This window comes from Mycobacterium asiaticum, assembly GCF_001673365.1.
Taxonomy (GTDB): domain Bacteria; phylum Actinomycetota; class Actinomycetes; order Mycobacteriales; family Mycobacteriaceae; genus Mycobacterium; species Mycobacterium asiaticum_A.
Genome location: NZ_LZLS01000197.1, coordinates 114,859 through 139,666 on the forward strand (window position 1 = coordinate 114,859; position 24,808 = coordinate 139,666).

General features: G+C 65.6%; 21 protein-coding genes. 2 read left to right on the forward strand and 19 right to left on the reverse strand.

Annotated features, from left to right (window positions below; genetic code table 11):
- Positions 1–60: 60 nt before the first annotated feature.
- The 4 genes from A5634_RS22990 to A5634_RS23005 all read right to left on the reverse strand — a co-directional run bounded on the left by A5634_RS22990 (position 61) and on the right by A5634_RS23005 (position 6,675).
- Positions 61–1,464 carry a mechanosensitive ion channel domain-containing protein gene (locus A5634_RS22990; protein ID WP_065146331.1) on the reverse strand — a complete coding sequence of 468 codons (1,404 nt, stop codon included), beginning with the start codon at positions 1,462–1,464 and terminating at the stop codon, positions 61–63.
- On the reverse strand, positions 1,464–3,644 hold the full coding sequence (locus tag A5634_RS22995) for an adenylate/guanylate cyclase domain-containing protein (protein ID WP_065146359.1): 2,181 nt from the start codon (positions 3,642–3,644) through the stop codon (positions 1,464–1,466). Before A5634_RS22995 ends, A5634_RS22990 begins: the two co-directional genes overlap by 1 nt.
- Before the next feature lie 150 nt (positions 3,645–3,794).
- The gene (locus A5634_RS23000) at positions 3,795–4,568 is read right to left on the reverse strand and encodes a hypothetical protein (protein ID WP_065146332.1); all 774 of its coding nucleotides are present in this window, start codon (positions 4,566–4,568) and stop codon (positions 3,795–3,797) included.
- A 58-nt stretch (positions 4,569–4,626) separates the two neighbouring features.
- Positions 4,627–6,675: an NAD(+) synthase gene (locus tag A5634_RS23005; protein ID WP_065146333.1), complete on the reverse strand. Its 2,049-nt coding sequence runs from the start codon at positions 6,673–6,675 to the stop codon at positions 4,627–4,629.
- A 36-nt stretch (positions 6,676–6,711) separates the two neighbouring features.
- Here A5634_RS23005 and A5634_RS23010 point away from each other — a divergent pair, with 36 nt between their 5' ends.
- Complete coding sequence (locus tag A5634_RS23010) at positions 6,712–7,581, forward strand: NAD-dependent protein deacetylase (RefSeq protein WP_065146334.1); 870 nt, start codon at positions 6,712–6,714, stop codon at positions 7,579–7,581.
- Here A5634_RS23010 and A5634_RS28395 read toward each other — a convergent pair.
- Entirely contained in the window at positions 7,565–7,738 is a 174-nt protein-coding gene (locus A5634_RS28395) for a hypothetical protein (RefSeq protein ID WP_155769674.1), read from the reverse strand. The genes A5634_RS23010 and A5634_RS28395 overlap by 17 nt on opposite strands.
- Positions 7,739–7,909: 171 nt before the next feature.
- Complete coding sequence (locus tag A5634_RS23015) at positions 7,910–9,169, reverse strand: cytochrome P450 (protein ID WP_065146335.1); 1,260 nt, start codon at positions 9,167–9,169, stop codon at positions 7,910–7,912.
- A 100-nt stretch (positions 9,170–9,269) separates the two neighbouring features.
- Between A5634_RS23015 and A5634_RS23020 the strand changes: the two genes are divergently transcribed.
- Entirely contained in the window at positions 9,270–9,905 is a 636-nt protein-coding gene (locus A5634_RS23020; RefSeq protein WP_065146336.1) for a TetR/AcrR family transcriptional regulator, read from the forward strand.
- Between the two features lie 20 nt (positions 9,906–9,925).
- On the opposite strand, the gene proB is transcribed toward A5634_RS23020, so the two are convergent.
- The 13 genes from proB to A5634_RS23080 form a co-directional block, all read right to left on the reverse strand.
- Positions 9,926–11,032 (reverse strand): glutamate 5-kinase, encoded by a 1,107-nt coding sequence (gene proB / locus A5634_RS23025; RefSeq protein WP_065146337.1) that lies wholly within the window; start codon positions 11,030–11,032, stop codon positions 9,926–9,928.
- The gene (gene obgE / locus A5634_RS23030) at positions 11,032–12,471 is read right to left on the reverse strand and encodes a GTPase ObgE (RefSeq protein ID WP_065146338.1); all 1,440 of its coding nucleotides are present in this window, start codon (positions 12,469–12,471) and stop codon (positions 11,032–11,034) included. Before obgE ends, proB begins: the two co-directional genes overlap by 1 nt.
- A 65-nt stretch (positions 12,472–12,536) precedes the next feature.
- Complete coding sequence (gene rpmA, locus A5634_RS23035) at positions 12,537–12,803, reverse strand: 50S ribosomal protein L27 (protein ID WP_065146339.1); 267 nt, start codon at positions 12,801–12,803, stop codon at positions 12,537–12,539.
- Between the two features lie 12 nt (positions 12,804–12,815).
- Positions 12,816–13,127, reverse strand: coding sequence for a 50S ribosomal protein L21 (gene rplU, locus A5634_RS23040; RefSeq protein ID WP_065146340.1), 312 nt, complete (start codon positions 13,125–13,127; stop codon positions 12,816–12,818).
- 198 nt (positions 13,128–13,325) lie between these two features.
- Entirely contained in the window at positions 13,326–16,316 is a 2,991-nt protein-coding gene (locus A5634_RS23045) for an Rne/Rng family ribonuclease (protein ID WP_081290606.1), read from the reverse strand.
- A gap of 330 nt (positions 16,317–16,646) precedes the next feature.
- The gene (ndk, locus tag A5634_RS23050) at positions 16,647–17,057 is read right to left on the reverse strand and encodes a nucleoside-diphosphate kinase (RefSeq protein WP_065146341.1); all 411 of its coding nucleotides are present in this window, start codon (positions 17,055–17,057) and stop codon (positions 16,647–16,649) included.
- Between the two features lie 69 nt (positions 17,058–17,126).
- Entirely contained in the window at positions 17,127–17,288 is a 162-nt protein-coding gene (locus tag A5634_RS28400; RefSeq protein WP_155769675.1) for a hypothetical protein, read from the reverse strand.
- A 120-nt stretch (positions 17,289–17,408) separates the two neighbouring features.
- On the reverse strand, positions 17,409–17,804 hold the full coding sequence (locus A5634_RS23055) for a DUF4233 domain-containing protein (protein ID WP_065146342.1): 396 nt from the start codon (positions 17,802–17,804) through the stop codon (positions 17,409–17,411).
- Positions 17,801–19,249, reverse strand: a complete 1,449-nt coding sequence (gene folC, locus A5634_RS23060; protein ID WP_065146343.1) for a bifunctional tetrahydrofolate synthase/dihydrofolate synthase — start codon at positions 19,247–19,249, stop codon at positions 17,801–17,803. The genes A5634_RS23055 and folC overlap by 4 nt, the downstream gene beginning before the upstream one ends.
- Complete coding sequence (locus A5634_RS23065; RefSeq protein WP_065146344.1) at positions 19,246–21,897, reverse strand: valine--tRNA ligase; 2,652 nt, start codon at positions 21,895–21,897, stop codon at positions 19,246–19,248. The genes folC and A5634_RS23065 overlap by 4 nt, the downstream gene beginning before the upstream one ends.
- Positions 21,898–21,975: 78 nt before the next feature.
- Positions 21,976–22,593 (reverse strand): LysM peptidoglycan-binding domain-containing protein, encoded by a 618-nt coding sequence (locus A5634_RS23070; RefSeq protein WP_065146345.1) that lies wholly within the window; start codon positions 22,591–22,593, stop codon positions 21,976–21,978.
- A 143-nt stretch (positions 22,594–22,736) separates the two neighbouring features.
- Positions 22,737–23,327 carry a DUF937 domain-containing protein gene (locus A5634_RS23075; RefSeq protein WP_065146346.1) on the reverse strand — a complete coding sequence of 197 codons (591 nt, stop codon included), beginning with the start codon at positions 23,325–23,327 and terminating at the stop codon, positions 22,737–22,739.
- A 107-nt stretch (positions 23,328–23,434) separates the two neighbouring features.
- Positions 23,435–24,691 (reverse strand): saccharopine dehydrogenase family protein, encoded by a 1,257-nt coding sequence (locus tag A5634_RS23080; RefSeq protein WP_065146347.1) that lies wholly within the window; start codon positions 24,689–24,691, stop codon positions 23,435–23,437.
- Positions 24,692–24,808: the final 117 nt, after the last annotated feature.

Consider the following 24,808-nt stretch of genomic DNA (forward strand, 5'->3'; position numbering starts at 1 on the left):
CGCTGCCGGAGGAACGCGATACTTTCGCGGAAAAAGTTCTCCGGACGACTCCTGGCGAGATTAGCTGACGCGCTCCCGGCGGGTGATGCTTCGCGCCTTGCTCTGACGCTCCTCGATCAGGCGTCCGAGGTCTTGGAGCAGCATCGGCTTGTCCATCACGATCTTCTCGAGATGCTCGCGCTCGATTTCCAGCGCGGTCACTTCCTCGAGCGCATAGGCGCCGGCCACGTTGCGCTGCCGGGTCAGTGCGGTGATCCCGATGAACGAACCCTCGTTGAGGGTGGCAAGGGGAACCGTGGCCCCGGCCTCGTCGGTCACGGTCATCTCCACCTTGCCCGACACCAAAAATGTCATCGCGGTGGGCACCGCGCCCGCGTATTGCACGACTTCCCCGGCGCCGTACCGCACGATCCGCGCGTAGGGCGACAGCAGCTGTTGGTCGGCCAGCGTCAGTCGCAGTTCTGGGGCGACCACGGTGCGCAACGCTTTCTTGACCCGTTCGGGTGTCGAGAAGTCGTCGTCGTCGCCGTCCAGATGCAAGTCGTGGCGCCGGGCGGCGTACCAGATCCAGCGCAGGAACGTCGATTCGGTGGGGCCTTCGTCGGCCGGCGAAGTGACCCTGATCGTGGTGCGATATTGGCCGCCGCCCAGGGCGATGGCTGTCGGTGTGGTGCCGGGCAGGACCAACGGCAGTGCACCGGCCACCAGTGTGAGCATCTCGCACACTTTGTCCGGCGGATCCGCCGTCGCGAAAGTGGTTGTGATCGAGCACTTATGCGGCCCCGCTGGGCGACTGAGGTTGGTGAACGCCGTCGTGGCCAGCATGGCGTTCGGCATGATCCGCAGTCCGCCGCCGGTCTGGATGTGAACCGCCCGCCAGTTGACCTCGATGACCCGGCCCCGCGCCGTCTGGGTGTCCAGCCAATCGTTGATCCGGAAGGGCTGTTCGAAGAGCATGAACAATCCCGAGACGATCTGCCCGACCGAGTTCTGCAGCATCAGGCCGATAACGACCGAGGTGACCCCCAGCGCGGTGAACACACCGCCGACCCGCACGCCCCAGATCAGGGACAGAATCACGGCCAGGCCGACCCCGATCAGCGCGAAGCGGGCCACGTCGAGGAAGATCGCCGGAAGGCGCTTGCGCCAACTCTCTTCGGGCGCACCTTCGAACACGGTCGCGTTGAGGCCCGACAGCAGCAACACCAGAACCAAAAAGCCGAACACCGTGGTGAGGATGCGGACCGGTACTTCGCCGGCCGAAACCTCCGAAGCCTTCACCAGTAGCAGTAACAGCGCACCGAGCGGCAACAGCCAGTTGCGCACGACGGAGACTTGGCGGGCGAGCCGGCTACCCCGGCGCAGCAGAATATGGTGCAACTCGGTCAGCAGGATGAGCCCGATCGGGAATCCGATCGCAACACCCACCGCCCAGTAGAACCATGGAGAACCGAAGGTGTTCATTACCGCTCCGACAACCGGTAGATCGCCTGCTCGGTACCGCTGACGGAAATCGTGCCGGCCGCGGTGAACTGATGCGTGTCACGCATCGCTTCATAGACTTGCGAGGCGACGTAGATCCCGGGCTGCGGTGCGCCACTGTGCATTTGGTAGGCCAGACTGACCGCCGCACCCCACATGTCGTAGACCAGACCGGATTGGCCCACCAGCCCGCTGACGACGTTTCCGGTGTTGATTCCGACCCGAAGGCCGAACTCGTGACGACTCTGACTGTTGAAACGCTCGATGATGCGCCGGATTTCGAGCGCGAACTCCACGCTGCGGTGAACGCTGTCGAGCCGCGGAGTGATCACACCGCAACTGGCCAGATATCCGTTGTGGAACGTTCGGATCCGTTCGACGCCAAGGCTTTCCGCGGCCGAGTCGAACTGACGGAACAATTCGTCGACGATCCCGACCAATTCGTCGCCGGGGAGATCGTTGGAGATCTCGTCGAGGCCCACGATGTCGGCGTAGATGATGGCTACGTCCTGATGCTTCTGCGCGATGGTGGATTCACCCTCGCGGTAACGCTGGACAACCGATTCCGGCATCAGCGCCAGTAGCAACCGATCGTTCTCGCGGCGCTGCTCGTTGAGGAGTTCTTCCTTGATCGCCAGGTTGCGGCTCATCTCGTTGAAAGCCCCAGTGAGATCCCCTATCTCGTCTCGTGAGGTGATCGGGATGCTGACCTCGTAGTCGCCCGAGCTGATCTTCTGCGCGCCCTTTTCCAGGCGTCGAACCGGCCGGACCGCTGCCTGGGCAATGAGCATGGATGCCACGCACACGGCGAAGATCATCGCGGCGACGGCCACCGCGAGCGTCTTGCTGAACCTGCCCAGCCGCGCGAACGCGTCGGAGTCATCCCGAGTCGCCAGAACCGACCACTGCAGATCCGAGTTCGGCACGTTCAGCGGCGCGTAGGCCTCCAATTCCTTATTGCCGGTGTAGTCGGTGCCAATCATCACGCCGGTCTCGCCGCGTTGGGCAGCGCGCACACCCGCGCTTCGCACCGGCTGCACCAATGTCGTACCGCCCAATCGGATTGCCTGGTCGGCGATGTCAGGTGCGGTACCGGCCGCGATCACCTCGCGCCGGTATTCCTTCGGGTCTTGCAGGAACAGTCGCGAGTCCGAGCGCATTAGGTTGTCCGGACCGGCCAGATATGTCTCGGTTGCCGCGCCCATGCCGGCCGCTTCCCAGTGTTTGTCCGCGGTCATGATGTTGTTGATCTTGGCGATCGGAACGGGCAATGCCATCACGCCGTCGAACTTGCCGTTGATGCCGATCGGTGACACGACCCAGGCGGTCGGCGCGTTGAGTTGCGGTTGGTACTGCTGGAAGTCGGTGATCCAGACGAACTCGACATCGTTGGAGCGCACCGCTTTGAGGTAAGCGTCGCGCAGATTCGATTCACGGTACGGCCCGGTCAGGATATTCGTGCCGAGGTCGGGGCCTTTGTTCACCGAGTAGACGACGTTGCCGTCCATATCGAACAGCAGCGCGTCCCGATATTGAAAACGTCCGACGATGCCGCGCATGTAGAAGTCGAAACGCGAGTTGGCCGCCGTCCATGCGCTTCCGTCGCCGGGGTCCAGGATCGGCGCGGCGTTGGGCGTCGAGGCGGACGTGTAATACGCCTGAAGGTAGCGCTGCGCGTTGGTATTTGGCAGAACAGCGTTGATGTCGATTTCTTCGCCGGTCAGCCGCTGAATGGGCTTGATCATCTGGTTTTCGTAGTAGCCCGCGATCGCCTGCTGCTGTGGACCTGAAATGGTGGAGTTGCCCAGTTGATTGAACCCTGCGGTGAGGGCAAGCACGGCCTGGTCGACACTGAACCCGCCGCTGTAGACGATCAGCGAATTCGTCACTTCGCGGAACAACGCCTCGATCTCGCGTTTCTGTGACTCCCGCAATTCGATCAGTCGCTCGGACTCGACTTCCCGCAGCGCGCTGCGGCCGGAAATCACCCCGATCAGACCGATCACCGCCACCGAGAGGATGCTCGACAAGAGCAGCGCCACCAGGATTTTGGACTGAATGCTCACCCGGAAACGTATTCCGGGCACAAACCGGCGGGCACGCTTGTTGGCCGGAGCGCTTTCGCTCTCCGGCGTCGACTCTGCCGGCTCACCCGACGTCAATCGGATTCCCTTCTGCCACCGGGCCGTAACGGGTCCCGGATCACGCAGCAGATTAGCTTGCGGAACCGCAGTTATCGGCTTCCGGCCGAAAGTGACGCAGGCCTGTGTCCGAGCATTCACCGAAAGGTGATGCAGTGCGGTTGACGCGACCTAGTGCGCGGCGCGTTCCCAATCCACCACGAAACAGTGGGTGGGGTCGGAAGGGTCGACCACGCAAGGAAGTTCGCGACCGATGGCAAGATGAGGCACGTGATCCGTCGGCACCGACTGGATGCTGCGGCCGACGACCGGCGCCAAATTCGGCAGGCGAAGCTCCATTTCGATGACGTACTGTGGCGCATCAAGAAGCTCGGGCATCGCTGTCGCCGCTCTGCCTAAGGTGCGCAACGTGTTTCCGGTGGCGGCGAATGACCTGAGCACTCCCGGTACCCGTTGACCAGATGCGAGCAGCTCGACCGTGGACGCCCAGCGTCCGGACCTGCTCCCCTGGCTCTGCTTGTGCCGGTTGTATGCCGCAGCAAGGGCCGCGGCACTCGGCGGTCCGTCGGGTGCATTCGTCCACGGGTCGATTGGCCCGCTGGGATCGATGAGCACCTTTTGTGGGTCGGTCGAGTCGACTTGCACGGCAACGACTTTTCCTGGCTGAACGGATGCCATGGACACGGGATTAACCGCCCGGCGAACCGTTGCGTCGTAGGGCTCCCGGCCGGGAATCTCCACTCGCAGCACGATTTTGCAGATATAGCGGTTGTCGACGACCGAACCGGCCGACTCCAGCGACTCGATCCGCGCGATGCCGGTCAGCGGCGGGCCGCTGCACCGGGGCTTTCTGATCCGGTAGTAGCCGCCTGCGACGATCAGCAAGACGACCATCAAAACAAGGGCCGGAATCCCCCAGCTCAGCAGCGGGCCCCACTTCTCCATAACGGCACGCTAGCCTGGTTCGCTCGCTACCGTGCCCAAGTTTTTGCGCCGGCTCGCGCTACTTGTCAGGTACCTCGCGCTCGATCTCGTCGAGCCAGATCCGCGCGGACATGTCCGACGGCGCCCGCCAATCCCCGCGCGGCGACAACGAACCTCCGTGGGAAACCTTGGGGCCGTTGGGCAATGCCGACCGCTTGAACTGGCTGAACGAGTAGAACCGCTGCACGAACACTTGCAGCCAGTGCCGAATGTCAGCCAACGAATACGACGGTCGGTTGCCTTCCGGGAAACCCGGCGGCCAACCGCCGCGGTCGGGGTCGCTCCACGCGTGGTAGGCAAGAAATGCGATCTTCGAAGGCGGAAATCCGTAGCGCAGCACCTGGAACAACGAAAAATCTTGCAGCGCATAGGGTCCGACCTTGGCCTCACTGCTCTGCAGTTCTTCCTCCTCACCCGTTGGAACCAGTTCGGGGGTGATCTCGGTGTCGACGACCGACTGCAATACGTCGGTCACCTCCTTCTCGAACTGGTCGGAGGAGATGACCCAGCGGATCAGGTGCTGGATAAGAGTTTTGGGCACACCGCCGTTGACGTTGTAATGCGACATCTGGTCACCGACGCCGTAGGTGGACCATCCCAGCGCCAACTCCGAAAGGTCTCCGGTGCCAAGCACAATGCCCCCGCGTTGGTTGGCCAACCGGAACAGGTAGTCGGTGCGCAGACCGGCCTGCACGTTTTCGAATGTGACGTCGTAGACCTTTTCGCCGCGCGCGAACGGGTGCCCGATCTCCTCGAACATTCGGTTGGCGGTCTCGCGGATGTCGATTTCTTCGAAGGTGATGCCCAACGCCTCAGCCAACTTGGTGGCGTTGTTCTTGGTGTGATCCCCGGTCGCGAATCCCGGCAGTGTGAATCCCAGGATGTCGCTGCGGGGGCGGCCTTCACGGTCCATCGCCTTGGCCGCGACGATCAAGGCGTGCGTCGAATCCAGACCGCCGGAAACACCGATGACCACCTTCGGATAGTCGAGCGCTCGTAGTCGTTGCTCGAGCCCGGCCACCTGGATGTTGTAGGCCTCGTAGCAATCCTGTTCCAGCCGTTCCCGATTGGCGGGTACGAACGGGAATCGCTCGACATTGCGCCGAAAGCCGATGTCGCCGTCGGGTGGGTCGAACCGAAACTCGACGCGCCGGAACGAGTCGGCCGCGGCCCGGTGATGGCGGCGGTTGTCGTCGAAGGTGCCCATGCGCAACCGTTCCGAGCGCAGCAGTCCGGTGTCGACGTCGGCGACCGAACGACGCACTCCCTTCGGAAAGCGCTCGGAGCATTCGAGTTGGGTGCCGTTCTCCCAGATCATCGTCTGGCCGTCCCAGGCCAGGTCGGTTGTCGACTCGCCCTCGCCGGCGGCGGCGTAAACATATGCGGCGAGGCACCGCGCCGACGCCGACCGCGCCAGTAGGCAGCGGTCTTCTGCCCTGCCAATCGTGATCGGGCTGCCAGACAGGTTGGCCAGCACGGTGGCGCCGGCCAGGGCGGCTTCGGCGCTCGGCGGCACCGGCACGAACATGTCCTCACAGATCTCGACGTGCAGCACGAAGTCTGGCAGGTCCGAGGCGGTGAACAGCAGGTCCGGACCGAACGGGACCTCGACGTCGAGACGCCCGATCCGAATCGTGCCGCGCTCACCGTCGCCGGGTGCGATCTGACGGTGCTCGTAGAACTCCCGGTAGGTCGGCAGGTACGACTTGGGTACGACCCCCAGGACGGCGCCGCGGTGAATGACCACCGCGGTGTTGTAGATGCGATGCAGATGTCGCAGCGGGGCGCCGACGACGAGCACCGGTAGCAGGTCGGCGGATGCGGTGACGATCTGTCCCAGCGATTCCTCGACGGCATCCAGGAGGGAATCCTGCAGCAGGATGTCCTCGATCGAGTAGCCGCACAGGGTCAGCTCGGGAAAGATGGCGAGGGCGACGCCGTCTTCGTGGCATTCCTGGGCCAACCCCAGGACCGACTCGGCGTTGGCGGCGGGGTCGGCGATCGTGGTGTGGTGTGTGCAGGCGGCAACGCGCACGAATCCGTGCCGGTAGGCGGAATAGAAGCTCATTGTTCTCCATTGTCGCGGTATCACAGTCTGGCTGGGATGACGGGGTGTCACCCACTACATACCCTCGATTGCGTGGACTCCCCCGAACTCGTCGCGATGCTGGCCGGCCGTCGTGTCGCGGTGCTCACCGGCGCGGGCATCTCCACCGACTCGGGAATCCCCGACTACCGGGGTCCGGACTCGCCGCCGAGTAATCCGATGACGATCCGTCAGTTCACTTCCGACCCGATATTTCGACAGCGGTACTGGGCGCGCAACCATCTGGGTTGGCGGCACATGGACCGCACGCAACCCAATGCCGGGCACCGCGCGCTGGCCGCGCTGGAACGCACCGGAGTGGTCATCGGCCTGATCACCCAGAATGTCGACCTGCTGCACACCAAGGCCGGCAGCGCCAACGTGGTGGATCTGCACGGCAGTTACGCGCGGGTGGTATGCCTGGATTGCGGTCACACCATGAGTCGCGCTGCCCTGGCCGAACAACTCGAGGCGCTCAACCCGGGATTCATCGAGCATTCGGAAGCCCTCGGCGGGCTGGCGGTGGCTCCCGACGCCGACGCGGTGGTAGCCGATACCGCTTCCTTCCAGTACCTGGAGTGTCCAAGCTGCGCCGGCATGCTCAAGCCCGACATCGTCTATTTCGGTGAGAGTGTGCCCAAAGACCGCCTGGCCCAGGCATATTCGGTCCTCGACGGCGCCGAGGCACTGCTGGTGGCCGGGTCCTCGTTGACCGTGTTCTCCGGCTACCGGTTCGTTCGGCGCGCCGTCACGGCCGGGCAGCCGGTCGCGATCGTGAACCGTGGACCTACCCGAGGTGACGAGCTGGCCACCGTCAAAGTGGACGGCGGATGTTCGGAAATACTCACGTTGTTGACCGCCGAATTGGCGCTCAGCGCGCCTTTCTGACCTCGGCGACGAACTGCTGACCACGGTTGTCGACGACCTGCCACGAGTACGGGCCGATGATCCGCGGGTAACCAAGCATGTAGACGGCCTGCCGGGCGTCTTGCTCACGCGCGATGTTGTCGACCCTCAAGCCGTTGGATGTTGTCAATGCCCACATGATCTTCTCCGAATCTCGTTTCGTTGCGAACCGGCCGCAACGGCCGGACTCGCGAATGCGATGAGCTTCTCGGAAGCGCCTGTACGGATCCTCAACGGATTCTTGGAGCCACTGCGCGACGGTGCGCAGGGCTAAAAGCGTCCGCGACAGTAGTCCTGTCGCGTGGATCTGTCAGAAAGTGCAGGGCATGCTGCGAATTGCGTGGATGAAATTGCCCGGTACGTAGACCGGTTCGCCCGCCTGGATGTCGGGAATCTGCCGGAGCAGTTCGCCGGTGATGGCGCGCAGCTGCGCGCGGGCGACGTGTGCGCCGAGGCAGAAGTGTACGCCCCCACCGCCGAATCCCACGTGCGGATTCGGGCTGCGGCTCAGGTCGAACCGGCCCGGCTCGTCGAACGCCTGGTCGTCCCGGTTCGCCGACGAATAGAACATGACGACTTTCTCGCCCGCCTGGATGGTCTGCCCACCGAGCTCGAAATCCGTTGCCGCGGTGCGACGGAAGGTCATCACCGGGGTGGCCCACCGGACAAACTCCTCGACCGCGGTCCCGATGCGGTCGTCGAAAGCCGCTTGCAGCCAAGCCCTTTGGTCGGGGAAGTCGGTGAGTGCCTTGAGCGCGTGGCTGGTGGTCTGGCGGGTGGTGTCGTTGCCCGCGACAGCGAGCAGCACGAAGAACGCGGCCACGTCGCTGTCGGAGAGCCGGTCACCGTCCACCTCGGCGTTGACCAGGCCGCTGAATAGGTCGTCGCCGGGATTTTCGCGTCGCTCCGCAGCCAACTGGCCGGCGATCTGGTGCAGGTAGACCTGGTTTTCGACGACGACCTGCAAAGGTTCGCGCCCGCCCAGGTACTGCGGATCGGCCCAGGACACCAGCGCGTCGGCGGCGTGCGCCACCTGCTGCCGCTCGGATTCGGGGATCCCCACCATGTCCGACAGGGTGCGAATGGGCAGTTCCTTTGCGCAGTATTCGACGAAGTCGGCCCCGCTGCCGGCGTCGCGGAGTTCTTCGACGATGGTCTTGGCGTTGGCCTGGATGGACTCCTCGATGCGCCGGACCTGCCGGGGCGTGAACGCGGCGCTGACCAGTTTGCGCAGCTTCGTGTGTCGGGGCGGGTCCATCGCGAGAAACGACTGCGACGCCTCGAGGAGCTCCTCAGGGATGCTGGCGAACATCACGCCCTTGCCGGACAGGAACACGTCGTTGTTGCGGCTGACGGTGACGACGTCGGCGCGGCGGGTGACAGCCCAGTACCCGGGGTCGTCGGGGTCGTCCATCAGCGTGTCCTTGACCCGCGAATGCCAGCTCACTGGACGTTCGGCGCGCAGCACGGCAAACGAACGCTCGCGTTCCTCGGCGGTTCTCGCCCAGAATTCGGGCGAAGACAGGTCGATCGCGTCGTAGGTACGGGTGCTCGGACGCGTCGCTGTCATGGTGAGGATTCCTCCATCGCGTGCTAGGGCTGATCAACCCGACTGTATGGCTAGACATAGTGTCTAGTCAATATGTTGTGCACTCGGTTATGCTGCCCACATGCCGTCGGTCACGCGAAAGCCGCAGGCTCGTCAGGGACGGGAGCAGCGGCGTGAACAGATCGAAAGCCGGATGCTGGAGGCCACCGAACGGCTGATGGGCGACGGGGCCAGTTTCACCGAGCTCAGTGTCGACCGACTGGCCGGTGAAGCCGGCATCTCCCGGGCCAGCTTCTACATCTACTTCGAAGACAAGGGCGATCTGCTGCGCCGTCTGGCCACTGAGGTGTTCGGCGATCTCGCGGCCGCGGGCGAACGCTGGTGGGGTGTGGCCGAGCGGCACGACCCTGAGGATCTTCGCGCGGCGATTTCCGGCATCATCGCCACTTATCGTCGCCATCAGCCAGTCCTGGTGGCACTCAACGAAATGGCCGGCTACGACCAGGCGACCGCTCAGACCTACCGCGAGCTGCTGGGCGCGATCTCCCAGCGCGTGACCAGCGTCATCGAAGACGGGCAGGCCGACGGGTCCATTCGAAGGACCCTGCCGGTGTCGACCACGGCCAGTGCGCTCACCCTACTGGTCGAGCGGACGGCCCAGCAGCACCTGCCGGTCAAGCCACCGGACTACGACGCCGAACTCGTCGACACTCTGGTCGAAATCATCTGGGGCGCACTCTATCTCAGGGAGCCCTAGGCTCTCAGGAGCCTGAGATCCTACACAGCCACCAGGTCGTCGGCGTGCACCGCGGGCCGGCGCAGCTCTCCGGGCAGATCCGAGGTGGATCGGCCCATCATTGTGGTCAATTCCGTTGCGTCGTAAGCGACTACGCCGCGGGCCACCACGGTCGCGTCGGGCCCACACAGTTCCACGACGTCGCCGCCGAAGAACTTGCCCGACACCGCGGTAATGCCGGCGGGCAGCAGCGAACGGCGTTGGCCGAGCACGGCACGCACCGCACCGGCGTCCAACGACAGTGAACCGGTGGCCTCCGCGGCATACCGCACCCAGAATCGGCGGGCTGACATGCGTTCCGTTCGTGGGGCGAACACCGTTCCCACCGATGCGTCGGTAAGCGCGGTCGCCGCATCGGATGCCGGGGCCAGCAACACCGGCACACCGGCGTCTGCGGCCAGTAGCGCCGACGACATTTTCGACGCCATACCGCCGGTGCCGAGGTGGCTACTTTGGCCCGCGACCACGCCGTCCAGATCTTGTGGCCCGGCGACCTCGGGAATGAACCTGGCGCTGTTGGACTTTCGCGGATCCGAATCGTATAGCCCGTCGATGTCCGAAAGCAGCACCAGCGCGTCGGCACCGACCAGGTGGGCCACCAGAGCCGACAAGCGGTCGTTGTCTCCGAATCGGATCTCGTTGGTGGCCACCGTGTCGTTCTCGTTGACGATCGCGACCGCGTGCAGCGCCCGCAATCGGTCCAGGGTGCGCTGGGCGTTGGTGTGCTGCACCCGCATCGCAATATCGTGCGCGGTCAACAGCACCTGGCCCACAGTGCGGCCATAGCGGGCGAAAGCGGCGCTCCACGAGTTCACCAGCGCCACCTGCCCGACGCTGGCAGCGGCCTGCTTGGTGGCCAAATCCTTTGGCCGACGCGTCAACCCGAGTGGCTCCAGGCCGGCGGCGATGGCACCCGAGGAGACGATCACCACGTCAGAGCCGGCCTTCATCCGCGCCTCGATCGCGTCGGCGAGTTCAGCCAACCGACTGGCGTCGAACATGCCCGACGCGGTGGTCAGCGCTGTGGTGCCGACCTTCACCACCACCCTGCGTGCGGCGCGGATGGACTGCCGATGCGGACTGGTCATCAGCTGTCCTTGTGTTCACGACGCTGCCGACGGGCAACCTTGCGTTCGGCGGCGCCGACCCGGTCGGTGCGCTCCAGCCGTGCGTCGGTACCTCGACCGGTCAGCGGAACCTGGCCTCCCGCAGGCGTTTGCGGCTCCCAGTCGAATGTCATCTCGCCAATGGTCACCGCACAGCCCGGCCGCGCGCCCAACCTCAGCAACTCGTCCTCCACACCGAGTCGTGCCAGTCGGTCGGCGAGGTACCCGACGGCCTCGTCGTTGTCGAAGTTGGTTTGTCTGATCCAGCGCTCGGGCCGCGCGCCGGAGACCACGAAGCCGCCTTCGCCGTCGGATACCACGGCAAATCCACTGTCGTCCACCGGAACCGGGCGGATCACCGGGCGCCGCGGTACCACCACCGGACGGGCGGCGTTGTATTCCGAGATCATGTTCCACAAGCCGAAGATCAACGGCTGCAAACCTTCTCGTGTCACCGTGGACACCAGAAAGATCGGCCAGCCGCGCTCGGCGATCTCGTCACGGACGAACTCGGCCAGCTCGCGAGCCTCGGGTACGTCAATCTTGTTGAGCACCACCGCACGTGGCCGCGCCGCGAGGTCACCCAGCACGGCATCGCCCTGCAGGGTCGGGGTGTAGGCGGCGAGTTCGGCCTCGAGCGCGTCGATGTCGGAGATTGGATCGCGGCCCGGCTCGGCGGTGGCGCAATCGACCACATGCACCAGCACCGCGCACCGCTCGATGTGCCGCAGGAAGTCCAACCCCAGGCCGCGCCCTTCGGACGCGCCCGGGATCAGACCGGGCACATCTGCGACGGTAAAGGCGTGCTCACCTGCCGAGACCACGCCGAGGTTGGGTACCAGCGTGGTGAACGGGTAGTCGGCGATCTTGGGCTTGGCCGCCGAAATGACCGACACCAGCGACGACTTTCCGGCCGAGGGAAAGCCGACCAGCCCCGCATCGGCGACCGTCTTGAGTTCCAGGGTGAGATCACGGGCCTGTCCCGGCTCACCGAGCAGGGCGAAGCCGGGAGCCTTGCGGGCGCGGGAGGCCAGCGCGGCATTGCCCAGACCGCCGCGGCCACCGGCGGCGGCTTCGAATCGGGTACCGACACCCACCAGGTCCGCCAGCAGGCGCCCGTTCTCGTCCAGTACGACGGTCCCGTCGGGAACCTTGACTTCAAGATCCGCCCCGGCCGCCCCGTCCCGGTTGTTGCCCATCCCCTGCTTGCCAGACGCCGCGGTGACGTGCGGGCGGAAATGGAAATCGAGCAGGGTGTGCACCTGCGGGTCGACGACGAAGACGATGCTGCCGCCGCGGCCGCCGTTACCGCCGTCTGGGCCGCCCAACGGCTTGAATTTTTCGCGGTGAACCGACGCGCAGCCATTGCCGCCAGAACCCGCTCGCGTGTGGATGACCACCCGATCGACGAATCGAGGCATCGGGCTTTCCCCTCAGTTGGCCCCTCAGTTGGGCAAGGGTGCGCTGTCGGGCACACCCGCAGCGCTCAGTCGGCGCTCAGTCCGGCTGCGACGATGTTGACGGTCTTGCGACCGCCCTTGACACCGAACTGGACCGCGCCGGCGGCCTTTGCGAACAGCGTGTCGTCACCACCGCGACCTACGTTGACGCCGGGGTGGAATTTGGTGCCGCGCTGGCGGACCAGAATCTCGCCGGCCTTGACAACCTGACCGCCGAAGCGCTTGACGCCGAGCCGCTGAGCTGCGGAATCGCGACCGTTGCGCGAGCTGGAAGCGCCCTTCTTGTGTGCCATGTCTGCCGCTCCCTACTTGATACCGGTGACCTTGAGGACCGTCAGCTGCTGACGGTGCCCCTGCCGCTTGTGGTAGCCGGTCTTGTTCTTGAACTTGTGGATACGGATTTTGGGGCCCTTGGTGTGCTCGAGCACCTCACCGGTGACCGCGACCTTGGCCAGCGCCTGGGCGTCGCTCGTGACGTTGGCGCCGTCGACGACCAGGGCGACCGGCAGGGTCACGTTGGCGCCCGGCTCGGTCTCCAGCTTCTCGACCTTGACCACGTCGCCAACGGCAACCTTGTACTGTTTGCCGCCGGTCTTGACGATTGCGTAGGTCGCCATCGTTGCTCCTGCCTCTTCTTTCGGTCTGACGTGTCGCACTCGCGCGCGTGTTAGCGACGTGCGCGTGGTGGTCTGGGGCGCGGGCTCGGTGCTGTCCCGCTGTCGTCGGTCACAGCATTTGCCGAGAGCCCTGACGACAACTGTCCAAGGGTACTTGACCAGCGGCTACAGGGTCAAACCGGCCCGATCTGCGGGTTTTCAGTCCGCGTGGATGGGCGGACCCGCAGGTCTGCCCGCCGCCCGCCGTCTGCGCGAGGGGCTCGGCACCTCGGCGATGACCACTGTCGGGCTGTCCAGATCAGCTACGGCTTCTTCAGGCGCATCGTCGTCGAAGTCCTCAGCATCGCTGTCCTCGTCCTCGTCATCTTCGTCGTCGTCGCCGTCTTCGTCATCGCTGTCGTCGTCGCTGTCTTCGTCGCTGTCGAGGTCTTCGTCGTCGAGTTCGTCGACATCCTCGTCAACATCCTCGTCGTCATCCTCGTCGACATCCTCGTCGTCGACATCGTCTTCGTCGTCCTCGTCGTCGTCTTCGGCGAGATCTTCGTCGTCGAGTTCGTCTACGTCATCGGTGTCGTCTTCGTCATCTGCGTCGTCGTCTTCCTCGAAGTCCTCGGCAGCGTCGTCGGCCCCCTCGAGGGCCAGCTGCGCCGCGGTCTCCTCGTCGACCTCGGCCGCCACTTCCTCACCAGATCCGTCGGTCTCGTCGTCGTCACGCGAGGAGGCACCCGCCGCCATCGCCTTGAACATCGGATGCTCGCCCGGCGCGTGGGTCGGAACCTTGGCAACGACGCTCTTGTCGCCGGCCTCCTCGGAGCGTGGCTTCTTCGAGCGTCTACTCCGACGGCCACCCGACTCGGACTTGCGCCCGGTCGCTGGTGCCGAATCGACAGGATCGGCGTGCAGCAGGATCCCCCGGCCGGTGCAGTGCGAACACGTCGTCGAGAACGCCTCGATCAACCCGGTCCCCAACCGCTTGCGGGTCAATTGGACCAGACCCAGCGAGGTCACCTCGGACACCTGGTGGCGGGTACGGTCCCGGGCCAGCGACTCGGTGAGCCGGCGCAACACCAGGTCGCGGTTGGACTCGAGGACCATGTCGATGAAGTCGATCACCACGATGCCGCCGATGTCGCGTAGCCGCAGCTGGCGCACGATCTCCTCGGCCGCCTCGATGTTGTTCTTGGTGACGGTCTGCTCCAGGTTGCCGCCGGATCCGGTGAACTTTCCGGTGTTGACGTCGATGACCGTCATTGCCTCGGTGCGGTCGATCACCAGCGTGCCGCCCGAGGGCAGCCACACCTTGCGGTCCATGGCCTTGGCCAGTTGCTCGTCGATGCGATGCACCGCGAACACGTCCGGCCCGGACTCGCCCGCCGGCTCGTACTTGTTGAGCTTCGAAACCAGATCGGGGGCAACGGAATTCACGTACTCGTTGATCGTGGTCCAGGCCTCGTCGCCGGAAACGATCAACCCGGAGAAGTCCTCGTTGAACAGGTCACGGATGACCTTGACCAGCACGTCGGGTTCTTCATAGAGCGGCACCGCCGCGCCGGCTGCCTTCTGTTTGGTTTCGGCCGCCTTGGCGTCGATCTGATTCCAGCGCTCCTGCAGGCGGGTGACATCGGTACGGATGTCCTCCTCCTTGACCCCTTCGGAGGCGGTGCGGATGATAACGCCGGCGTCGGACGGCACCACCTCGCGCAGGATCTCCTTGAGCCGTTGCCGCTCGGTGTCGGGCAGCTTGCGGCTGATGCCGGTCGACGACGCCCCGGGCACATAGACCAGGTAGCGCCCCGCCAGCGACACCTGAGTGGTCAGCCGGGCGCCTTTGTGCCCCACCGGGTCCTTGCTCACTTGCACCACGACGTAGTCGCCCGGCTTGAGGGCCTGCTCGATCTTGCGGTCGGCCCCGCCCAGGCCGGCGGCGTCCCAGTTGACCTCGCCGGCATAAAGGACCCCGTTGCGGCCGCGCCCGATGTCGACGAACGCCGCCTCCATCGAGGGCAGCACGTTCTGCACGATGCCCAAATAGATGTTTCCCACCAGCGAGGCAGACGCGGCGGAGGTCACGAAATGCTCGACCACGATGCCGTCCTCGAGCACCGCGATCTGCGTGTAGCGGGCGCCGGGGTGCGGCGGCTCGGTGCGGACACGATCGCGCACCACCATCACTCGCTCGACCGCTTCGCGCCGAGCGAGGAATTCCGCTTCGGTCAGTACCGGCGGCCGGCGCCGCCCCGCGTCACGCCCGTCCCGGCGGCGCTGGCGTTTGGCTTCTAATCGGGTCGATCCGTCGATGCCCTTGATCTCGCCGGACCCGGAGTCGCTGCCGTTGCCAGAACCCGACTTGCCGGCGCTGCGCGGCGCGCGCTCGTGCACGACGGTGTTGGGCGGATCATCAGGTGCCGGACCGTCGTCGCCGTCTTCGCTTGCGCCGGACTTGCGTCGCCTCCGGCGGCGACGACGGCGGTTGCCGCCCTCGGCCGACCCGTTGTCGTCCTCGCCGTTCTCGCTGTCGTCGATGTCCTCGGAGTCGCTGTCTTCGTCGGTGTCCTCACCGGTGCGCGCTTCGGCGCCGGCGTCGTCCCCAGACTGGTTGTCGCCTTCGGCGCCGTTCTGTTCGCCGCGCCCGCGCCCGCGCCCCCGACGGCCGCGCCGCCGACGCTTGTTGGCCGGCCGGTCGGTCTGCTCGTCGTCGTCGTCGGAGTCCGCGCTGTCGTGGCCCTCGGTGTCGGGGTCTACGTCGAGGGCATCGTCGCCGGAGCCGTCGCTGTCGTCGGCGACCGGGACCCGCTCCTGCACCGGCTGCGGCGCCACGAAGAGCGGCATATAGTGCGGGCGCTCGGCCGGTGGGTCCTGGACCTGCCGCGTTTCCAACATCAACCGGGACTCCGGTTCGGCCGGTGAGTCGGCATCGTCGGCGGAGTCACTGCCGGGGGCGTCCGGTTGAGCGGCCAGCAGATCTCGCACTCGCACCGCGTCGACGTGATCCACGCTGGAGTGCGCGCTGCGGATCCGCCCGTCCAGGGCAGCCAGTGCGTCGAGCACCCGCCTACTGGTGGTGCCGAGTGTCCGCGCCAGCGAATGCACCCTGAGGCGTTCGGGGATTTCTTCCCCCGGTTTCAAGTCCGGTGTCGGCTCGTCTGCTGGGTCTGAAGAGGGGACTGAAAAGGGATCATTGTCTACCACTTATTCTCCTCAAGCCCCCGGGCGCGTCGTCCTATCGACGCGGCCACGCGAGGGCTTCGCTATGGGTCCGGGTCACTTCTCCCGGACTTGTGATGGTCTCGCCCCGAGCAGCTCACGGTGAGCCCACTCGGCGCCGTGCTGAATGACGGCCCAACATGCTGCGCCGCATCGCGGACTGGCGATGGTCGCGCTTGTCAAAGTCTTCATTCGGGTGTCCGACGCCAGTTCGACGACGTTCACCCGCAGTCAGTATCCCACATGACTGCGCGGGGTCATGCTCCCCTAATGCAGGGCGCACCGCCAAACGCGCGGAGCACCCCGTTCAGACGATCAGATACCGGGGAACCACAACTCGATCTCGCGTTGCGCCGATTCCGGCGAATCGGAGCCGTGCACCAGGTTGAACTGGGTTTCCAGGCCGAAATCACCACGGATCGTGCCGGGCGTGGCCTTGTCCACCGGGTCGGTGCCGCCGGCGAGTTGCCGGAAGGCGGCAATGGCGCGCGGCCCGACAACGACGGCCGCCACCACCGGGCCAGACGTGATGAACTCGAGCAACGACCCGAAGAACGGCTTGCCGTCGTGCTCGGCGTAATGGCGGCGGGCCAGCTCGTCGCCGACGGTCCTGAGCTCGAGAGCCGCGATGGTGAGGCCTTTGCGCTCGATGCGGCTGAGTATCTCGCCGATCAGCTGGCGTTCCACACCGTCGGGCTTGATCAGTACCAGGGTCCGTTCGCTCACGGTGGTAAAGAGTAGAGGTCGCACCGGCTGCGCCAAAACCCGACGGGTCGGAGTCGGTGCGCTGGGCGCCTAACCGGCGTTGGGCGCCACGCTCACAGCGTCAGTGTGCGACGGCGCTGCGGCTTCGTAGCTCACCCGGACGTTTTGCAACTCGGTACAGCCCGACAGCAGCAGCGCCAAGACCGCACCTACGACGCCGATGGCGTATCTCTTGCGCGACTTCTTGCTCATCAGCACGCCCTTTCGTTGGCCCTCGGTGGTGCGATACTAGCGACGACCAGCGAAGAAAGATATGGAGCTCAAACCACCAATGGGCCTGTTCGGACCGCAGTACGGCGCTCGTTCAGCAAATCAATTCGGCGGTGTTGTGGGTGCTTGCCGGCGCCGGACCTCGGCGCGCAAATACGCGATCAGCGCCCATACGGCGGTGAACAGCAGACCCATAAAGCCCACCGCCGGATACACCACGAAACCAGCGACGAGGAGCACCTGAACACCGAGATTGGCCCAGATCGCCCAGGGTCTGCGCTGCAGGCCGGCCAGCACGACCAACAGCACGGCGAACCCAATCAGATAACCCAGCGACGCGGCGTTCAGGCCGCCACCGACGGCGCCCACGACCGGGATGGCCAGCAGCACGACGATCACTTCCAGGATCAGCGTTCCGGCCATCACACCGGCAAAGCTCTTCCAGGGGTCGGGTGGCGGCGGGGTATCGCCGCTGCCCGCGGGTGGCCGGTCGCTCATTGCGGATCACGTCCAAACAGGGTCCGTGCGGCACCGGCGGTGACTACCGAGCCGGTGATGACAATGCCTGTGCCGGAAAGCATTTCGCCTTCGTGGGCGCCTTCTTCGAGAAAGGACGCGTCGACCAGGGCGGTCGCCGCGTCGATGGCGTCGCGCAGGTTCTCGGCGGTCAGCACCCGATCGGGACCGAACTGCGCCTGCGCCGCCAAGGCCAGTGCTTCGACGTCCAGGGCCCGTGGCGATCCGTTGTGGGTGACCACGACCGAATCCAAGACGGGTTCCAGCGCGCTCAGGATCCCGTCCACATCCTTGTCGGCCAGCACGCTGATCACCCCGACGAGCATCCGGAAGTCGAACTCGTCGGCCAGGGTCTGCGCGAGGGCGGCGGCCCCGGCCGGATTGTGCGCGGCGTCGATGAACACCGTCGGCGCGCTGCGCATCCGCTCCAGCCGTCCCGGGCTGGTCACGGCGGCGAACCCGGCGCGCACGGTGTCCACGTCCAGTTGCCGTTGTGCGCCCGCGCCGAAGAACGCCTCGACCGCGGCCAGGGCTACGGCCGCGTTGTGCGCTTGATGTTCGCCGTGCAACGGCAGGTAGATGTCGGGGTACACCCCGCCCAGGCCCTGCAGTTGCAGCACCTGTCCGCCAATCGCGATCTGTCTGCCCAATACCGCGAACTCGGAGTCTTCCCGGGCGACAGCGGCGTCGGCGCGCACCGTCTGAGCGAGCAACACCTCCATGGCCTCGGGTAGCTGTCGGCCGATCACGGCGACGGTGTCGGGCGCGCCCTCCGGTGCTCTGGTGATGATGCCCGCCTTTTCCCTTGCGATGCCGGCGATGTCGGCGCCGAGGTAGTCGACGTGGTCCACGCTGATCGGCGTGACAACCGCCACCGGCGCGTTGATCACGTTGGTGGCATCCCAGGTTCCACCCATGCCCACCTCGACCACGGCGACGTCGACGGGTGCGTCGGCGAACGCTGCAAAGGCCATGCCGGTCAGGACTTCGAATTTGCTCATCGCCGGGCCGCCGTCTGCCTGCGACTGCTGATCGACCATCTGTACGAACGGTTCGATCTCGCGGTACGTCTCCACGTACTGCGCCGGGGTGATCGGATTGCCGTCGATAGAGATGCGTTCGGTTGCCGACTGCAGATGTGGGCTGGTGGTCCGGCCGGTGCGCTGCTGAAGCGCGGTGACCAGCGCGTCTATCATCCGGGCAACCGAGGTCTTGCCGTTGGTGCCGGCGATGTGGATCGACGGATAGCTCAGTTGCGGTGATCCGAGCAGGTCCATCAACGCGCTGATCCGGGTCAGGCTCGGTTCGATGCGCGTTTCCGGCCAGCGTTGATCGAGCAGATGTTCGACCTGCAGCAGAGCCGCGATCTCATCCGGGGTCGGCGCAAGCCGGGTGCCCGACTCCCAATCCGGTGTCTCCGAAGTCATTGCAGCGCAGCCAACCTGGCCGCGATCCGGTCGGTTTCCTCCTGCGCCAACTGCGCTCGAGCGCGGATCTTGCCGACGACGGCGTCCGGCGCCTTGGCTAGGAAGTCCGCGTTGCCGAGCTTGGCGCCGGTCGATGCCAGCTCCTTTTGCGCTGCGGCCAAATCCTTTTCGAGACGTCGCCGCTCCGCCGCCACATCGATGGTGCCAGAAGTGTCGAGCTCCACTAGCACTGTCGCCGTACTGAGCCGAACTTCCACCGCTGCCGATGCCCGGAAGCCGTCGCCCGGCGCAGTGAGCCAGGCCAGCGACGTCACCGCGGGAACCTGGTTGCTCAGATCCGCCTCCTCGACACCGGCCAACCGCGCCGGCACCTTCTGCCGGTCGGCCAGACCCTGGTCGCTGCGGAACCGTCGCACCTCAGTCACCAGCTTCTGCATATCGGTGATCCGTTGTGCCGCAGTCGGATCCAGCGCTATCCCGGACGGCTGCGGCCAATCGGCGATCACCACCGACGCCTGGCCGGTTAGCGCCTGCCACAACGCTTCGGTGATGAATGGGATCACCGGGTGCAGCAGCCGAAGCAGCGTGTCCAGCCCCGCGGCCAGCACGGCCGTGGTGTGGCTGAGCCCCTGCGCCAGCTGGGTTTTCGCCAGCTCCACATACCAGTCGCAGAACTCGTCCCAGGCGAAGTGATAGAGCGCCTCGCAGGCACGGCTGAACTCGTAGCTGTCGAAGGCCGAATCCACCTCGGCCCGAACCTCTTCCAGCCGTCCCAGAATCCAGCGGTCGGCGTCGGTGAGTTCGCTGATGGGGGGCAACGGGGCCAGTGCCGCCCCGTTCATCAATGCGTACCGGGTCGCGTTGAACAGCTTGGTGCCGAAGTTGCGCGACGCCCGCACCGCGTCCTCGCCGATGGCCAGGTCGCCGCCGGGACTTGCGCCGCGGGCCAAGGTGAACCGCAGCGCGTCCGCGCCGAAGGTGTCGATCCAGTCCAGCGGGTCGATCACGTTGCCCTTGGACTTGCTCATCTTGCGGCCGAACTCGTCGCGGATCAGCCCGTGCAGGAACACATCGGTGAACGGCACCTGCGGGCCCCGAGTGCCGTCGAGGGTGATGGCTTCGTCGCCGCCGATGAAGGTGCCGAACATCATCATCCGGGCCACCCAGAAGAACAGGATGTCGTAACCGGTGACCAGAACGCTTGTCGGATAGAACTTTTCCAGCTCCGTGGTCTTGGCCGGCCAGCCCAACGTGGAGAAGGGCCACAGCGCCGAGGAGAACCAGGTGTCCAGCACATCGGGGTCCTGCTGCCAACCCTCCGGCGGCGTTTCATCGGGACCGACGCACACCTTTTCACCGTCAGGCCCGTACCAGATGGGGATGCGATGACCCCACCACAGCTGCCGCGAGATACACCAGTCGTGCATGTCGTCGACCCAACCGAACCACCGCGGCTCCAGGCTGGCCGGATGAATCACGGTGTGGCCGTTGCGAACCGCGTCGCCGGCTGCCTTGGCCATCGATTCCACACGGACCCACCACTGCAATGACAGTCGCGGTTCGATCGGCTCGCCGCTGCGCTCGGAGTGTCCGACGCTGTGCAGATACGGTCGCTTCTCCTCGACGACGCGGCCCTGTCCGTCCAGCGCCTCGCGCACCGCGACCCGGGCTTGGAAGCGGTCCATGCCGTCGAATTGTGTTCCGGTGTCTGCGATCCGACCTTTGGTGTCCATGATCGACGGCATCGGCAGTTGATGACGCATCCCGATCTCGAAGTCGTTCGCGTCATGGGCGGGCGTGACTTTGACTGCGCCGGTACCGAATTCGGGGTCGACGTGCGTGTCGGCGACGATGATCAGCTCACGCTCGACGAACGGGTGCGGCAAGGTGGTGCCGACCAGGTGCCGGTAGCGCTCGTCGTCGGGATGAACCGCGATCGCGGTGTCGCCCAACATCGTCTCGACCCGGGTGGTCGCGACCACGATGTGAGGCTGCGAGTCGTCGAGCGACCCGTACCGGAACGACACCAGTTCACCTTCGGTGTCCTGGTAGTTGACCTCGAGATCGGAGATCGCCGTCTCAAGCACGGGCGACCAATTGACCAGCCGCTCGGCCTGGTAGATCAGTCCAGCGTCATAGAGCCGCTTGAAGATCGTGCGAACCGCACGGGACAGTCCTTCATCCATGGTGAAACGGTCGCGACTCCAGTCCACGCCGTCCCCGAGGCGGCGCATCTGGCCGCCGATCGCGCCGCCGGACTCCCGCTTCCAGTCCCAGACCTTGTCGACGAACAGTTCACGACCGAAGTCCTCTTTCGTCTTGCCGTCGGCCGCAAGCTGCTTTTCCACCACACTCTGGGTGGCAATGCCGGCGTGGTCCATGCCGGGTTGCCACAACACTTCGTAGCCCTGCATGCGTTTGCGCCTGGTCAGGGCGTCCATCATGGTGTGTTCCAGCGCGTGGCCCATATGCAGGCTGCCGGTCACGTTGGGCGGCGGCAGGACAATCGAGTAGCCGGGTTTGGTGCTGGTGGGGTCCGCCGCGAAGTACCCGGCGTCCAGCCACTTCTGGTAGATCGCGGCCTCCATCGCGGCCGGGTCCCACGACTTGGGCAGCTGGTCGTCGGCGGGGCGCGGGCTGGCGGTCACCGGTCAATTCTAGGAACCGCCAGCCGGCGCCCGTCCGAGGGCCTGAACCCGCAGGTAGGACGGGTCAGGCGGGGATGGCTACGGAATGGTGAGCACCTGGCCGGGGTGGATCAGGTCGGGATTAGGGATATTGCTGGCATCCGCGATCACCTGGTACTTGCTGCCGTCGCCGTAGAACCGCTCGGCAATGGCCCACAGGGTGTCGCCGGAGACCACCGTGTAGGTCCGGGGGGCCGGCTCCGGCACGGTTTCACCCACCGGCTCGGCGACCGCTTGCTCGGCCGGCGCCGGTCCATCCTGGCTCACGGACTTGTCGTCGAGGTTCTCGGCCGGTTCGGCGACGGGCTCCGGCGGCGGGGGCGCGTCGGTCTCCGTCTTCGTCGACCAGGCCGGGCCGTCGGCTGCGTAGAGCACCAGGTTCCGGTCGTCTTGCAGGACGAGCCTGACCTGCTTCTTGCCCTTGGTGTCGCTGTGCCACACGGGCTTGTCCGCTGTGTAGAGAACGAAGTTGCCGTCGCGTTGCACCTCGGCGCGCACTACGTCCTGACCACTGGTGGAGGTGGCCCACAAAGGCCTGCCCCGGGAGGCGAGCACCAGGTTGCCGTCGTCCTGCAGGGTCAAGGTGTAAGCCCCGTTGTTGGAGACCAGTGACTCTCCCCGTACCAGCTTCTGCCCTTCGGTGAGCGTGTCTGACATCAGTTTCCCTCTCGTTTCCCATTCATCTCAGGTCCGATCGACGGATAGGCGACCCGTTGTACGTGGTACCCCTGATTCCAAACTACCGATCGCGATAATGCCTGGACAGAATTCGGCTCAGCGCAATCCTGTTGTTGCGCTTGCTATTTCTTGCCACCAAGCAGACCACCGAGAATGTCGCCGAGGCCGCCACCCTTGTTGCCGCCCAGCACACTGCCCAGGATGCCGCCGAGCGACTTGTCGTTGCCGCCGCCGAGGATGCTGCCCAGGATGTCACCCAACCCGCCGCCGGAGCTGCGTTGCTGCGGCGCGCTGCTCTCGGTCGCACCGCCAGAACCGAGCTGTTTTCCTATGTAGGCCAAAACAATTGGCAGCACGATGGGTAGCAACTGCTTGAGCAGATCACTGTTGCCGGCTCCACCGCCGGCCAGCGCGGAGGCGACTTCGTCGGTGTCCTTGCCACCGAACAGCGTCGCGACCGCCTGGTGGCCGTCGTCCTCCTGGACCTGTTCGACACCGCCACCAGCATCGAGCAGACCGCGGGCGGCGTGCCCGCTGGCCGCGTCCTCGAGCTTGCTGGCGTGCTCAGGGTCCTGCGAGCTGTGGTGCAATCCGCTGAGCAGCACCGGCACCAGCGTGTGCACGGCGTTGTCGACTTCGTCTTGGTCGGCACCCAACTTGGACGCTATGTCCGACGTGGGAATCTGCGCGTAGAGATCGTCGAGACCGGCCATCGTTGATCCACCTTCGTTTGCTGGTATGTGGGAGGCGAGTCCCTTACGACATTAGTCTGACCGACCTGCTTCGTCACCCCTGGTGGCGTGAATTTTCAACGCGCAGCTCAATTTAACCGCTCGGTCTGCAGCGATATGCCTGCGTCGGGGAAGCGCGCCAGCAACGCGTCACCCATTGCGGCCGCCGGCGTGAGCACACCGCGCAGATCGGAGAGCTTGTCGCGATCCTTGGCCAGGGCAAGGCCACACTCCCCCAACATCACCGACGTGGCCTTGTAGCCCGGGTCGCCGCGCTGCTGCATACGCGCGAGGTAGCGGGCACCCGACGTCGTGGTGGTGTACGTCTCGACCGTGTAGTGACCGCGCTCGCGCGCCTTTGCGCTCGGACCCGTGCCCGACTTTGGTGCGACGCGCTCGACGAGCTTCTCCGGCAGGAACCTGAAGTAACGGCTGCCCAGCCCGAAGGCCGCGTTGCTGAACCCGGTGACGACCGCGGCGGCCACCGGCGCTACGGGCGACGACCCGAGGTTCACGTTTTCGCCGTAGCGGAAGTTTCGGCCGTAGGCCCAGTCCTGCAATGCGTTGCTGCGTCGCACGATCCGGGTGTTGTAGGGCGCCATCACAAAGCCCGCGGTCCACAATCCGTTGAGTTCGGGCGCTAGCTGCCGACCACGGCGCAGCGGCAGGTCCGGCTGGGCGCCGAGGTCCGGTTCGGCCCCGCGGTCGCTGCTGAGCGTGTACGGGTCGGCGAGCTGCTCGCGCACCTCCGGATTGTTGGAGGCAAGACGCAATATCTCCATCATCGACGCGAGGGTGCCCCCGGAGAAGCCGCCCCGGAACGAGCGCACCACGAAATTAGTGTCGGTCAGCTCACCGGCGCCGTCGTCGCGGGCCGCCCGGTACAGGGCGTAGACCGTCAAGTCTGAGGGCACCGAGTCGAAGCCGCAGGCATGCACGATGCGCGCGCCGGTGTCGGCGGCCTGCTTGTGATAGGTGTCGATGCTTTCCCGGACGAAATTGGCCTCTCCGGTCAGGTCGGCGTAGTCGGTGCCCGCCTCGGCGCAGGCGGCCACCAGCGGCAGCCCGTAGCGGGTGTAGGGGCCCACAGTGGTGATGACAACCTGGGTGCGCGCGGCCATGTCCGTCAGCGACTCCGCGGAAGTGGCGTCGGCCTCGACCAGGGGCCAGGATTGTGCGGCCGAGCCCAGGGTCTTGCGGACCGCCGCCAGGCGATCCGTCGACCTTCCGGCCAACGCGATGCGCGCGTCTCCCCCCGCCCGAGCTAGATAATCGGCGGTCAGCTTCCCAACGAAGCCGGTTGCCCCATACAGAACGATGTCGAATTCACGCGGCGTCTCGGTCACCCGTCCGACGCTACCCCGGCGGTCCCGAGGGGTGCCCAGCAATAGCTCCTATGTCAAGCCGCGGCGGTTTGGGGTGGTGATTGGCGGGCCTTTTCGTCGGCGATGAGGTGGCGGTAG